Origin of the sequence: Rhizobium sp. R711 (assembly GCF_002211365.1) — a bacterium.
Taxonomy (GTDB): domain Bacteria; phylum Pseudomonadota; class Alphaproteobacteria; order Rhizobiales; family Rhizobiaceae; genus Rhizobium.
The window spans coordinates 91,107-103,953 of record NZ_LOKZ01000038.1; the positions used below are offsets into that span (position 1 = coordinate 91,107).

The 12,847-nt window shown below is 60.1% G+C and carries 12 protein-coding genes; 9 read left to right on the plus strand and 3 right to left on the minus strand.

The window, feature by feature from the left end:
• Positions 1-11: 11 nt before the first annotated feature.
• Together ATY80_RS26575 and ATY80_RS26580 are read left to right on the plus strand one after the other, a co-directional pair.
• The gene (locus ATY80_RS26575; RefSeq protein ID WP_088695285.1) at positions 12-2,129 is read left to right on the plus strand and encodes a TonB-dependent receptor; all 2,118 of its coding nucleotides are present in this window, start codon (positions 12-14) and stop codon (positions 2,127-2,129) included.
• Positions 2,130-2,388: 259 nt separating this feature from the next.
• Entirely contained in the window at positions 2,389-4,578 is a 2,190-nt protein-coding gene (locus ATY80_RS26580; protein ID WP_088695286.1) for an anthranilate synthase, read from the plus strand.
• Positions 4,579-4,642: 64 nt separating this feature from the next.
• On the opposite strand, the gene ATY80_RS26585 is transcribed toward ATY80_RS26580, so the two are convergent.
• The gene (locus ATY80_RS26585) at positions 4,643-5,197 is read right to left on the minus strand and encodes a hypothetical protein (RefSeq protein WP_088695287.1); all 555 of its coding nucleotides are present in this window, start codon (positions 5,195-5,197) and stop codon (positions 4,643-4,645) included.
• Positions 5,198-5,304: 107 nt separating this feature from the next.
• Between ATY80_RS26585 and ATY80_RS26590 the strand changes: the two genes are divergently transcribed.
• The 4 genes from ATY80_RS26590 to queF all read left to right on the plus strand — a co-directional run bounded on the left by ATY80_RS26590 (position 5,305) and on the right by queF (position 7,975).
• Entirely contained in the window at positions 5,305-5,598 is a 294-nt protein-coding gene (locus ATY80_RS26590; RefSeq protein ID WP_189637280.1) for a hypothetical protein, read from the plus strand.
• Positions 5,599-5,608: 10 nt separating this feature from the next.
• Entirely contained in the window at positions 5,609-6,328 is a 720-nt protein-coding gene (locus tag ATY80_RS26595; protein WP_088695288.1) for a DUF2161 family putative PD-(D/E)XK-type phosphodiesterase, read from the plus strand.
• Between the two features lie 267 nt (positions 6,329-6,595).
• Positions 6,596-7,510 (plus strand): CDF family cation efflux transporter EmfA, encoded by a 915-nt coding sequence (gene emfA, locus ATY80_RS26600; protein WP_088695411.1) that lies wholly within the window; start codon positions 6,596-6,598, stop codon positions 7,508-7,510.
• Positions 7,511-7,975, plus strand: a complete 465-nt coding sequence (queF, locus tag ATY80_RS26605; protein WP_088695289.1) for a preQ(1) synthase — start codon at positions 7,511-7,513, stop codon at positions 7,973-7,975.
• 80 nt (positions 7,976-8,055) lie between these two features.
• Here queF and ATY80_RS26610 read toward each other — a convergent pair whose 3' ends face one another.
• Both ATY80_RS26610 and ATY80_RS26615 read right to left on the minus strand, forming a co-directional pair.
• Positions 8,056-8,850, minus strand: a complete 795-nt coding sequence (locus ATY80_RS26610) for a glycosyltransferase family 25 protein (RefSeq protein WP_088695290.1) — start codon at positions 8,848-8,850, stop codon at positions 8,056-8,058.
• A 147-nt stretch (positions 8,851-8,997) separates the two neighbouring features.
• Positions 8,998-9,798, minus strand: a complete 801-nt coding sequence (locus ATY80_RS26615; RefSeq protein WP_088695291.1) for a DUF2076 domain-containing protein — start codon at positions 9,796-9,798, stop codon at positions 8,998-9,000.
• Between the two features lie 214 nt (positions 9,799-10,012).
• Between ATY80_RS26615 and ATY80_RS26620 the strand changes: the two genes are divergently transcribed.
• From ATY80_RS26620 to ATY80_RS26630, 3 genes are all read left to right on the plus strand, one after another.
• Entirely contained in the window at positions 10,013-10,600 is a 588-nt protein-coding gene (locus tag ATY80_RS26620; RefSeq protein ID WP_088695292.1) for an ATP-dependent Clp protease proteolytic subunit, read from the plus strand.
• 87 nt (positions 10,601-10,687) lie between these two features.
• The gene (locus tag ATY80_RS26625) at positions 10,688-11,416 is read left to right on the plus strand and encodes a class I SAM-dependent methyltransferase (RefSeq protein WP_088695412.1); all 729 of its coding nucleotides are present in this window, start codon (positions 10,688-10,690) and stop codon (positions 11,414-11,416) included.
• A 103-nt stretch (positions 11,417-11,519) separates the two neighbouring features.
• On the plus strand, positions 11,520-12,704 hold the full coding sequence (locus ATY80_RS26630) for a benzoate/H(+) symporter BenE family transporter (protein ID WP_088695293.1): 1,185 nt from the start codon (positions 11,520-11,522) through the stop codon (positions 12,702-12,704).
• Positions 12,705-12,847 lie beyond the last annotated feature (143 nt).

Sequence of the window (12,847 nt, forward strand, 5' to 3'; positions counted from 1 at the left end):
GGGTTGTTTTCATGATCGTCCAGCACTCGCGCTCGGTTCTACTCGCCTGCACGGCACTCGCCATCGTTATGCCTTCCGCCATCGCCCTCGCACAAAGCGCACCTTCAACCGCGCAGACTACCGAAGAGCAAAAGGCAAAGAGCGAAGCTGATACCTTCCTCTCGCCCATCATCGTGAAGGGTAGCAGGCAGGCCGCCAACGATCCCTACACCAAGCCGGGTCCTTCAAGCACGGTCACGGCAGACCAGATTGATCTCCAGGCGGGGCAGGGCACGGATGATCTGTTTCGCAGCGTTCCGGGAACGTCGACGGCCAATAATCCCCAGAACCCCGGTGTAGCCGTCAACATTCGCGGTTTCGAGGGGTCCGGCCGCGTCAACATGTCGATCGACGGCGTCCGCCAGAACTTCAGGTTCACTGGTCACGAGGCGCAGGGCTTTACCTATATCGATCCGGCGTTCCTGGCGGGCATCGATGTGACCCGTGGATCAGTTACCGGTATCGGCGGCGGTGCGTTGGCTGGTACGGTCAATTTCCGCACCTATAACATCGATGATCTGATCCAGGGCGACAAGAACTACGGCGGCATCGTCTCCGCGACGGTCGGGACCAACGAACTCGGCTGGTCCGAGTCGGCTATCGGCGCCTATCGGTTCAACGATGTCTTTGCCGTTCTCGGCGGTATCAGCAAGAGCGATCCGGGCAATTTTGAAAACGGTGACGGTGTGACCGTGCCTTACACAGAGCAGGATCTGATTTCGGGCATGCTGAAGGCGGAAATCACGCCGAACGCCGAGAACACCATCAAGCTCGGTGGGATCAGCTACGACAACGACTTCTTCGCGAACTCGTACTTCCAGAACGTGAAGAACAAGACGTTTACCGCCAGCTATGCCTATACGCCCGGCGACAACGACTTGATCGATTTCAAGACGAACTTCTACTATAACCGCCTTGAGATGCAGTACGATACGAACGCCACGGGCGGCGGTTCGGCTGCCGGTCGCCGGATCAAGGACACCGGCATTGGCTTCGATGTCTCCAACACGTCCAAGTTCGATGTCGGCGACGTCGCGGTCACCACCAATTATGGTGTCGAATACTTCCACGACGACTATGACGTGATCAACAGCCGGACGCAGCCTTTGGGTGGCGTCAATGGCAGTGGCAAAAGCGCTATCCTCGGCGTTTTCGACACGACCACGCTGACCTACGGCATGGCGGACCTGACGCTCGGTTTGCGTTACGACCACTTCAACCTCGACGGATCGGGCGCTGTCGTTGCCAGGAATCCGTTGGGCTTGCCAGCCGGTCCGTACACCGTCGACAAGTCAGAGGGGCGTCTGAACCCGAGCGTCACCTTCGCACTGAATCCGACCGAGTGGTTCCAGCCCTACGTGACGTACGCGGAAACCCAGCGTGCGCCGACCGTCAACGAGATCTTTGCCGGCGGTACACATCCAGGAGGGACGCAGAGCTTCTTCCCGAATCCGTTCCTGGAGCCGGAAACCTCCAAGGGTTGGGAAATCGGCGCGAATATCAAGTTTGATGGACTGCTGGATGCGGGCGATAGCTTCCGCCTAAAGGCAAATTACTTCTACGACAACATCGACAATTACATCACCGCCGCACTTCTCAACGGTGGTCGGCAGATCTTCTTCGTCAACAATCCGGGCACGTCCAGAGTCAGCGGCTTCGAGCTGCAGGCCGCCTACGATGCGGGCTTTGTCTTCGGTGATCTTGCCTACACCTACACGGATACGAACCTGCCGTCGCAGGTCAACGGCTTTGGCGTGCAAAGCTACCTGCCTGACAGCATCTTCAGCGCGACGCTCGGTGCCCGCTTCCTCGAGGATCAGCGCCTCACCGTTGGCTCGCGCTTCTATGCCGTCAGCCGAGCTTACGTCGGAAGCGTGAATGTTGCCGCTGGAACCAGCCCGTACCAGCCAGGCTACGGATTGGTCGACCTCTTTGCGAACTACAAGTTCGAAAAGGGCTTCGAGCTCACCGGAAGCGTCACCAACGTCTTCGACAAGACCTACACGCCTGCGTCTAGCACGATTGCAGGCAACACCATTGAAACCGGTCGTGGGCGGACGTTCATGATCACGGCACGCGCACGCTTCTAATCGGCTCGCGCATCACGAAGGGTGGCCACCATGCCGCCCTTTTTCATTCGTGGGATTCGGCTCTTGCGCTCGGTCCGATCTCACGCTAACAATTCCGCCCATGAACACGTCCTTGAACATTGCAGTTTGGTGGTGGGCTCGCTGAGGCGGCCTCGACCAATCGTGTCCAAAGACGACGAGTGAGCCGCCCGGAAAACGCCAGGCGGCTTTTTTGTTTTTAAGGCTGCCTGTCATCCGGGCCCGATAACGGAGTGGAACAATGGTAACGATCCTTCGGGATGACGGAGCGGAAATCTACGAGACGAAGGGCGGCATATCGGTCACCCGGCAGCGCAGGGCGATCCCTTACGCTGACGCGGTCTCGTCCTATATCGACAAGCTCGACGAGCGCCGCGGCGCGGTGTTTTCGTCGAACTACGAATATCCGGGCCGTTACACCCGCTGGGATACCGCTATCGTCGATCCGCCGCTCGGTATTTCCTGCAACGGTCGCCACGTATGGATCCAAGCCTATAACGAGCGCGGCGAGGTTATCCTCGGCTTTGTCACGGAGCGGCTAAAGACAGTTTCGGATATGGTGCTTGGCGCTTCGACGGCGCGGCGGCTGGATCTGACTGTCAAGAAGCCTGAGCGCGCCTTTACCGAGGAGGAGCGCTCGAAGATCCCGACGGTGTTCACCGTTCTGCGCGCCATCACCGAGCTGTTTTATTCCCAGGCGGATGCCAGCCTTGGTCTTTATGGCGCCTTCGGCTACGATCTTGCCTTCCAATTCGATGCGATCAATCTGAAGCTGACGCGCCCGGCCGACCAGCGCGATATGGTTCTTTACCTGCCGGATGAGATCCTTGTCGTCGACAACTATTCGGCCAAGGCCTGGATCGACCGCTACGACTTCGAAAAGGGCGGGCTTTCGACCGAGGGCAAGGCCGGCGACATTCCGGCAGAACCCTTCCAGCGCACCGATGCCATTCCGCCGAAGAGCGATCATCGCCCCGGCGAGTATGCCGACCTCGTCGTCAAGGCGAAGGAGAGCTTCCGCAAGGGTGACCTCTTCGAAGTGGTTCCGGGCCAGAAGTTCATGGAGCGCTGCGACAGCAAGCCGTCGGACATTTCCAAGCGGCTGAAGGCGATCAACCCGTCGCCCTATTCCTTCTTCATCAATCTCGGAAATCAGGAATATCTGGTCGGCGCCTCGCCCGAAATGTTTGTGCGTGTCTCCGGCCGCCGCATCGAGACCTGCCCGATCTCCGGCACGATCAAGCGCGGCGACGATCCGATTGCCGACAGCGAGCAGATCCTCAAGCTGCTGAATTCCAAGAAGGATGAGTCCGAGCTGACGATGTGCTCGGACGTCGACCGCAACGACAAGAGCCGCGTTTGCGAGCCGGGTTCGGTGAAGGTCATCGGCCGCCGCCAGATCGAGATGTATTCGCGTCTCATCCACACGGTCGATCACATCGAGGGGCGCCTGCGCGACGACATGGATGCTTTTGACGGCTTCCTTAGCCACGCCTGGGCGGTGACGGTCACCGGTGCGCCGAAGCTTTGGGCCATGCGCTTCATCGAAAGCCACGAGAAGAGCCCGCGCGCCTGGTACGGCGGTGCAATCGGCATGGTCGGCTTTAACGGCGACATGAATACCGGCCTCACGCTGCGCACGGTTCGCATCAAGGACGGGATCGCCGAAGTCCGGGCAGGGGCGACCTTGCTCAACGATTCCGATCCGCACGAAGAAGAAGCCGAAACCGAACTGAAGGCCTCCGCCATGCTTTCCGCCATCCGCGATGCCAAGGCCGGCAACTCCGGCAAGGTCAGTCGCGACGTCGCTGCCGTCGGCAAGGGCGTCAAGATCCTGCTTGTCGACCACGAAGACAGCTTTGTCCACACGCTCGCCAATTATTTCCGCCAGACGGGCGCGACGGTTTCCACCGTCCGCACGCCGGTGCCGGAAGAAATCTTCGACCGGCTGGATCCTGATCTCGTCGTGCTCTCGCCGGGTCCCGGCAATCCGAAGGACTTCGATTGCAAGGCGACGATCAAGAAGGCGCGCGCACGCAACCTGCCGATCTTCGGCGTCTGCCTCGGGCTGCAGGCGCTGGCGGAGGCCTATGGTGGCGAGCTCAGGCATCTGGCGCTGCCGATGCACGGCAAGCCGTCGCGCATCCGCGTGCTGGAACCGGGCATCGTGTTCTCGGGACTCGGCAAGGAGGTGACGGTCGGGCGCTATCACTCGATCTTTGCCGATCCCTCGACGCTGCCGCGTGACTTCATCATCACGGCGGAAAGCGAGGATGGCACGATCATGGGCATCGAGCACGAGAAGGAGCCGATCGCCGCTGTGCAATTCCACCCGGAGTCGATCATGACGCTTGGTGGTGATGCCGGCATGCGGATGATCGAGAACGTCGTTGCGCACCTTTCACGCAAGGCAAAGACCAAGGCGGCCTGACCTTCGCATCCTGGCGCCGCCCCGACCGGTCATTTGCCGCGATGGATCATCCGGAGCAAATGGCCTATCGCGGCGGTTCCAATCGCAAGCGCTCCAGGTCGCTCGGCAGGGCGATATCGCGGTACCGCAGGGCTGCAGCGGTTTCAGCCATCGCCTCCGGCGCAAAAGCAGCGAGATTCCCCAGCAACGGGTCGTTCTGGAAAAGGTCGAGGCCGAATTTTCTGGTCTGGCCGCTCCAATGAATTCGCAGGCTATCGCTTTCAATGCCACGAGATACGGAGTGGACGTAGGAGGTCGTTATATCGGCGAGCGGATGACGTTCGATAAGCCTCTGCGAGCCTCTGCAACCATCGCGAACAAGATCAGAGTCTTCCAGAAACACGGACGTCGTCTTTTCGCTTAGGGCGGGCACGATCGCAAACAATGGCAGGAACAGGACGCATAATCCGCCGCACCATCCGAAAACCGTCCGCCTCCACGGGGACGGCGAAGAGCGCAGATAAGGCACAAGCATCGCGGTGCAGATAAAAAGGCCAAGCAGGATGGCGAGGCCATATTCGGACCACGAGCGCGTGTCGCACGCCATGTCGCTCAGTGTCTGCTGATACAGAAAACTCAACGATGCGCCCTCCGGTTGCGGGGACGCTAACAGGCGAACTCTTCACCAACAGTAAAGCCCTGCCTCCAGCCAACGGTACCTTGCGGTGATCTTTCCAGATGCAGCAGTTGACTTTGGCAGTCAAATCAGAACATTTCCGGAACATAGAATGTGGGGATATTGTCGTGGCTGCTGAGAAGTTTATTGTCCTGCCGTACCGCAAGAACCGCGGCAATCTTGTGCCGGGCGAGATGCGGCAGGCATCGAATGCCATGAGCGCCGAGAAGATCGCTACCTCAATGGCCTCGCGCTTCGTCGGTGTCGCGGCTTATGCTGTGATGGTCGACGAGGAGACCGGCGATATGTCGTCTCCGCGGCTGCTTGCCCGACACGGCGAGATCGCCGATATCAATCCGGCATAGCCAGGTCTCTATGGAAACCTCGCTCTATCTGCCGGTCAAAGGCTTTCTGGAGGCGGCGGGCTACGTCGTCAAAGGCGAGATCGGCGGCTGTGATCTCGTCGGCCTAACCGAGGGCGAGCCGCCGGTCGTCGTGGTGTGCGAGCTGAAACTCAGCTTCAATCTCGAGCTTGTCCTGCAGGCCGTTGATCGAGCCGCGATGAGCGACGAGGTTTGGATTGCCGCCCGCGTCTCCGCCAAGGGACGCGGGCGCGAGGCCGACAAGCGCTATCGCGATCTTTGTCGCCGGCTCGGGATCGGTATGCTCGGCGTGTCCGATGCCGGCGAGGTCAACGTCATCGTCAGTTCGGTTTCGCCGATGCCGCGCACCAATCCGAAACGCCGGTCGCGGCTCGTCAGAGAGCATCAGCGTCGGCGCGGCGATCCAGCGGTCGGCGGCAGTACACGTGCGCCTGTCATGACGGCCTATCGCCAACGAGCGCTAATCTGTGCCGCCGCACTCCAGGAGGGGATGGTGCGGCCGCGCGATATGAAAGCGCTGGCAGCGGACGCGGGCAAGATCCTGCTCGCCAATGTGTATGGCTGGTTCGAACGGCGGGAGAAGGGCGTCTATGCCCTGACGCCCGCAGGTGAGGCGGCGCTCCTTCGTTGGCCACAATCGATCAGCATCGCGGCCGAGATCGCCGGTGGTCCAACGTCTGCAAGCTCTGAACGCTCCTCGGTCTATTCATAGCGATCCTATCTGCGGTGGCATCGACGTTGGGCGGGTGTGCAGCTTGCTTTGGCGCCAGGACCCGGCCGACGGGACAATCGTGTCGGATTGCAGAAAAAGGGGGGCTCGCCAGCTTTCTTGCAGCCTGTGTTTGACAAAACAGGTATCATCACACATATGAGCCTCATGGGCCGCCTGCGCGATTTTCGCGCGGGCGGTTTTGCGTTTGAATGGGCTGATTTCTGCAATTCATTCGCATCCGCACTGATGTCTGCGCAGGGGATGAAAATGGACGGGAAGGGCAATCTCACGGTTCGGCGGCTGGCGCTCTGGGGTATCCCGATGTCGTTGGGCGTCATGGGCTTGAAGATGGTCGCATGGTGGGTGACAGGTTCGGTGGCGCTGCTGTCGGACGGCCTGGAGTCGACGGTGAACGTCGTTGCGGCCTTCATCGCCTTCTTCGTCATCCGCTATGCGCAAAAGCCGGCCGACCACGACCATCCCTTCGGACATCATAAAGCGGAATATCTTTCGGCCGTGACCGAGGGCGCGTTGATCATTGTGGCGGCGCTTTTGATCGTCAACGAGGCGATTGGGCAGCTCTTCCAGCCGCGTATGCTGGATGCGCCAGCGCTTGGTCTTGCGATCAACTTCGTCGCTGGCGTCATCAATGCCGTCTGGGCGCAGATCCTGATCAGGACCGGACGCAGGTATCGCTCGGCAGCGCTAACGGCGGATGGTCAGCATATCATGTCCGATGTCGTCACCTCGGTCGGCGTCCTGATCGGTCTGCTGCTGGCGCTGGCCACCGGATATGCAATCTTCGACCCCGTGCTCGCCATTCTGGTTGCGGTCAATATTCTCTATCAGGGCTGGAAAGTGATCTCCCATTCGATCGGCGGTCTGATGGATCAGGCGGTCACGCTCGAGGAGGAGGAGGCGATCAAGCAGGCGATTGCTACCCATGCCGCTGGCTCGATCGGCGTGCATGATCTGAAGACGCGCCGCGCCGGCACGGTCACCTTCGTCGATTTTCATCTTGTCGTGCCGGCTGCCATGACTGTAAGGCAGGCGCACGATATCTGCGATCGCCTTGAAGATGCCATCCGTGCGGCGCATCCGGGCTCCAGCATCGCCATTCACGTCGAGCCGGAGGGTGAAAAGGCCCACGGCATCCGCGTCAAAGTCATCAAGGAGGCTTGAATGCCCAAAACAGACGTATCCAACCTGTCCATGCTGGGCAGCCAGACGGAATCTCCGAAATCACCCGAGGAGGCGGTGCTTGAGAAGGTGCCGTCGAGCCATGCCGGCACCGATTATGTCGTCCGCTTCACGGCGCCGGAATTCACCTCGCTCTGCCCCATGACAGGGCAACCGGATTTCGCCCATATCGTGATCGACTACATCCCGAACGAATGGCTGGTCGAATCGAAGTCGCTGAAGCTGTTCCTACATGCGTTCCGCAATCACGGCGCCTTCCATGAAGATTGCTCGGTCTATATTGCCAAGAGGCTGGTCGAGCTGCTCGATCCGAAGTGGCTGAGGATCGGCGCCTACTGGTATCCGCGTGGCGGCATTCCGATCGACGTGTTCTGGCAGACCGGCAAGCCGCCCGAGGGCGTTTGGCTGCCGGACCAAGGCGTTGCCACCTATCGCGGTCGCGGCTGAACCGTTGGACTGACTGAGACTGGCCGTTATCCCGCCGCCAAAGGGGCGGCGGTTGCCGATTTGGCTGAACAGCCCAGACCTCAAACGTTGTTGTGGTCGAGTGGAAACTTGGCGACATCCATTTGGATCTGCCGCTTCTCGCTGCGAAGCCCTGCTCTGAGAAGATTGCGCGCCTTCACCAGTTCGAGACGCAAGCGCATCAAATGCTTGCTCAGCCTGCTCTTTGGCCTGAACGTATCGTCTTCCGACGCCCGAAGGAAGGGCGCCTTGTTTGCGCTGTCTTCGAGAAAGCGGAGCTGGACCACGGGGGCCGGTTCGATCTGAACGGCCGCAATCCACGATCGATGCCAGAAGTATGCATCGACCAGCGCATAGCTCTTCGTATCCTCAAGCATCCTCGCGGCTGCACGTGGGCCGATGACGTAGCCTGCCAAGCCGAGCCGGTTTTGAAAGACACGTGTCGCCCGATAGCCGCTGGGATCATCTGTCCAAAGGGGTGACTTCGCCATGATATGGGGCAGGGGAACGAATTCCAGATCGTAGACGTAGTTCCAATCGTCGTCACGGTCTCGGATAGTTCGTATCACGTCGGTAATATCACTCGAAAGGACGGCATCGTCTTCCAGTATGACGGTCTTTTCATTTCGCTCTACGACGGCGTTCCATGCCATTCGATGCGATGTGAAGCAGGCAATGTCCTGGCGAAGCGTCGGGCTTGGCCAGTGGTTGGCTGCTTCCTGGCAGTCTTCGGGCGACAGATCGCTCGCCTCGAATGCATCGAGAAAGCGATATTCCAATCCAAGTCTCGCCATCTGGCGGGACTGAAAATGTCTTCTCGCGTTCTCGGACTTGCGACTGATAATAAAGATATTCAACAGATCTTGCCTGGTCGATGGCCGTTGCGTTCCTGATCTTATTGAGAACTCTGCTTCTACCGTCAAGATTGATCATCGGGGCGCCGCGACGCCGGGCGCGGATGCGGCAGCGGATCGGTCGGCCTCCGGGAAGGCCGTCAGGTTGGCTCAGACATCGAAGCTGTCGTCGTTGTCGAAGTCGGATTGACCGTCATCGACGGCGTCGTCGTCGTTCGTGTTGTAGTCGGCTTGCTGAATACTGGCAGTGCCGTTGTTGTCGTTATCGTCATTCGCGTTGTCAGCTGCCTGCTGCTTGTCGCCGTCGTTGTTGAAATAGTTGTTGATGACCGTTTCTTCTGTCGGCGCGTTGCCGAGGGGATTGCTCCCTGCAAGCGGTGAGCCCCAGCCAAGCGACGACATGTGGCTCCCGAAGATCCCGCTCAGCGAATTGGCAAGCAACATGCCGCCTGCGACGCCAGCCGCCGTCCCGAGTGCGCCCTGCAGGAAACTGCCGCCTGCGGAGGGTGCTGCCGGCGGGCTCCAGGGCCCGGTCGGTTGCGGCGGCATGGCGCGGGGGGCGGTGTCGAAGCCGCGATCCTGCTGGATCTGTTGACGCGGGGCGCTACCCCAGGGACCTGAGGAGGGTGGCGGTGGCGCCGGTTGCTGCGGCGCCTGGCTGCTGCCGAAGATAGAGCTCAGGAAGCCGCCGCCCTGTTCGGCCTTGTGATAGTCGCTCTGATCGGCCTCGAGCACACGAATGCGCTCTTCGAGCTGCTTGATGTGATTGGCCGCCGCTTCCAGCCCCTTTTCCTGCACGATCACGGCCTGCGCAAGATAGTAGGCGGCATAGGGCTGCTCGCGTGTTCCCTGCTCAATCAGCACTTCGGCGTCGTGGTCACGCGGCGTTGCCGATGCGGTGCGGACGCGCTCGAAAAGGGCGGTCAGCAGTTGGCGTTCTTCGGGTGACATGGCCGGGCTCCTTTGTTGCTTGCGATGCTTCGCTAGGGATGACGTAGGAATGGATTCCGACTTTTCAAAGCCACCCAAATTACATTTCCGTAAGCCTCGCCGCCTGCCTAACCATATCTTCATCCGTTCCGTGGCTTGTCTTTTTCCCGCATTGTTTTACGCATGGAGTCGCACTATGTGCGAGGAACCCGAATTCGACGTAAGAGAGGTTCGAATGTACGAAGAAGAAGAACAGGACGACAAGACGAAGGAACTGCCGCTCGGCAAGGAAACGGAGGCGAACCTTTTCAAGTCGCGTTCGATCTTCATCTACGGGCCGATTACGCAGGAACTCGCGCAGAAGGTCTGCACGCAGCTTGTGGCGCTCGCAGCCGCCAACGACGACGATATTCGCATCTACGTCAATTCCCCCGGTGGTCATGTCGAATCTGGCGATTCGATCCATGACATGATCAAGTTCATCAAGCCGAAGGTCTGGATGATCGGAACGGGCTGGGTCGCATCGGCCGGCGCGCTGATCTATGTCGCGGCGCCGAAGGAACAGCGCCTTTGCCTGCCGAACACCCGCTTCCTGCTCCACCAACCGTCCGGTGGCACGCGCGGCATGGCGTCCGACATCGAGATCCAGGCTCGCGAGATCATCAAGATGAACGAGCGCCTGAACAAGATCATGGCTGAAGCCACCGGCCAGCCTTACGAGAAGATCGCTACCGATACCGACCGCGACTACTGGCTGTCCGCAGAAGAAGCCAAGTCCTACGGCCTCGTTTCGCGCATCATCACGTCGCAGTCCGAGATCTGATTTCGTGTTATGAGAGGCGCCCTTGCTTGCTGGATGGCGGGCGAGGGCGCTTTTTGCGTTTGCGCAACCGAACCGCGGAGTTTTGATATGCCCGATCTGCACTACGAGCATCCGCGTTTGGCTGCCCTCTATGATCTTGCTTGCGGCTGGTCTGAGGATCGGGATTTCTACCTCTCGGTCGCGGATGGCGGTCCGAAGTCAATCCTCGATCTTGGTTGCGGCACCGGACTGATCTGCGACGCCTATGCGGCATGCGGGCATGATGTGACCGGTGCCGATCCCTCGCGGACGATGCTTGATATCGCTAGAGGCAAGCTGCATGGCGACAGAATTGAATGGGTAGAGTGTCTTTCCCAGCACTTTCGATCCGATAAGCGCTTCGATCTAATCATCATGACCGGACACGCCTTTCAGGTGCTGCTCGACGAGACCTCCATCCTCGCCACCTTTGCCGCCATGCGCGAGCATCTGGCGCGTGACGGCTGCATCGTCTTTGAATCCCGCAATCCCGAAATAGACTGGAAGGCGCGATGGAACGGCGGGGCATTCGAGGTTAATCAGGAGGGGCGCGTCATCCGCGAGACGCGTGACGTAATCTCCTACAGCAATGGCCGGGTTCATTTCGAGACGCGTTATCATTTCCCGGATGAGATACTGGTTTCGAAAAGCGAGTTGTTGTTCTTATCGCGCGAGGAGATTGAACGCTACCTCCAAGCTTCCGCGCTACAGGTCGAGGTGGTCTATGGTGACTGGGACCGCGGACCTTTCGACGAACGGACCTCAGAGGAAATGATTTTCGTCGTCCGAAAGGTGTAGCCGTATAGAGCCGACCGATAGGTACCGAATGGTGCCAATCTGCACTTGCGCAAGTCCGCGCGATACGGCTTCCATGCGGACTTTCCGCCGATCGAGTTCCGCCATGCTCAAAGACTTTTCCATCCAAAGCCTGTTCATGGGCATCCTCACCACTTTCGTGGGGTTTGCCAGCTCCTTTGCGGTCGTGCTTCACGGCCTGCAGAGTGTCGGTGCGACGGATGCGCAGGCGGCGTCGGGCCTTATGGCGCTGTCGATTGCGCTGGGGCTTTGCGCAATCTTCCTTAGCTCCGTGACGCGGCTGCCTATCAGCATCGCTTGGTCCACTCCGGGTGGGGCACTGCTTGCAAGTACCGGTGTGGTCGAGGGCGGGTTCAATGCGGCGGTCGGCGCGTTTCTCATCTGCGCGTTGCTGATCGTCATCGCCGGCCTGTTCAAGCCGCTCGGCCGGGCGGTTGCGGCCATTCCCGCGCCTCTTGCCAATGCGATGCTCGCCGGCGTCCTGATCGGATTGTGCTTTGCGCCGGTTAGGGCGATCGGCTTCAATCCGCTGCTCGGCTTGCCGATCGTGGTGGCGTGGATCGTTGTCGGTGCGTTCAAGCGGCTTTGGGCGGTGCCGGCAGCGCTCGCGGCCTTCGTGCTGGTGGTTGCCTTCGGCGTGGATATTCCCGAGGGGGCACTCGGCTCGGTCGAGCAGGCGCTACGGCCTCCGGTCGAGTTCGTTATGCCCGTCTTCAACCTGCCGGCCTTCGTCTCCATCGCCCTGCCGCTTTTCATCGTAACCATGGCGTCGCAGAATATTCCGGGCATTGCCGTCCTGAAGGTCAACGGCTACCAGCCGAAGCCCGGGCCACTCTTTTCCGTGACCGGACTGTTCTCGATATTGTCGGCGCCGTTCGGCGGCCATGCGGTGAATCTCGCTGCGATTACGGCGGCGATGTGCGCCGGTCAGGACGCGCATGCCGATCCGGCGCGGCGCTACTGGGCCGTCCTCGTCTCGGGCATCTGCTATGTCGTTCTCGGCCTGCTGGCGGGGGCAGTGACGACCTTCGTGGCCTTGGCGCCGCCGATCCTGATCCAGGCGGTGGCGGGTCTCGCACTGGTCGGCGCGTTTTCCAGTTCCGCTATGTCGGCCTTCCAGGCGCAGGAGTCGCGGGAGGCGGCGGCGATCACATTTCTGGTGACGGCATCGGGCGTTTCCTTCGCGGGTATCTCGGGGGCATTCTGGGGATTGCTCGCCGGAGGGTTGATGCTGGCGCTGTCACGTATTGTGCAAGCGGCGAAAAAATAGACGGAGGGATTGCCAGTTTTTTGTACCCCGGCTATAAGCGCGACCATGAAGAACACGGGCGTCATGATTTCTGAGCAGATTGTTCGCGGGCGCATCGCGCTCCGTGACAATACGCGCGCCCTTACCTCGCTTCTTCTCCTCGG

What these genes read in the sequence shown, in the direction of transcription:
- ATY80_RS26625 (WP_088695412.1), top strand. Translation starts at nt 10,688, where the DNA reads ATGCCCGATCTGCACTACGAGCATCCGCGTTTGGCTGCCCTCTATGAT.
- ATY80_RS26630 (WP_088695293.1), top strand. Translation starts at nt 11,520, where the DNA reads ATGCTCAAAGACTTTTCCATCCAAAGCCTGTTCATGGGCATCCTCACC.
- ATY80_RS26575 (WP_088695285.1), top strand. Translation starts at nt 12, where the DNA reads ATGATCGTCCAGCACTCGCGCTCGGTTCTACTCGCCTGCACGGCACTC.
- queF (WP_088695289.1), top strand. Translation starts at nt 7,511, where the DNA reads ATGCCCAAAACAGACGTATCCAACCTGTCCATGCTGGGCAGCCAGACG.
- ATY80_RS26595 (WP_088695288.1), top strand. Translation starts at nt 5,609, where the DNA reads ATGGAAACCTCGCTCTATCTGCCGGTCAAAGGCTTTCTGGAGGCGGCG.
- emfA (WP_088695411.1), top strand. Translation starts at nt 6,596, where the DNA reads ATGGACGGGAAGGGCAATCTCACGGTTCGGCGGCTGGCGCTCTGGGGT.
- ATY80_RS26615 (WP_088695291.1), bottom strand. Translation starts at nt 9,798, where the DNA reads ATGTCACCCGAAGAACGCCAACTGCTGACCGCCCTTTTCGAGCGCGTC.
- ATY80_RS26580 (WP_088695286.1), top strand. Translation starts at nt 2,389, where the DNA reads ATGGTAACGATCCTTCGGGATGACGGAGCGGAAATCTACGAGACGAAG.
- ATY80_RS26620 (WP_088695292.1), top strand. Translation starts at nt 10,013, where the DNA reads ATGTACGAAGAAGAAGAACAGGACGACAAGACGAAGGAACTGCCGCTC.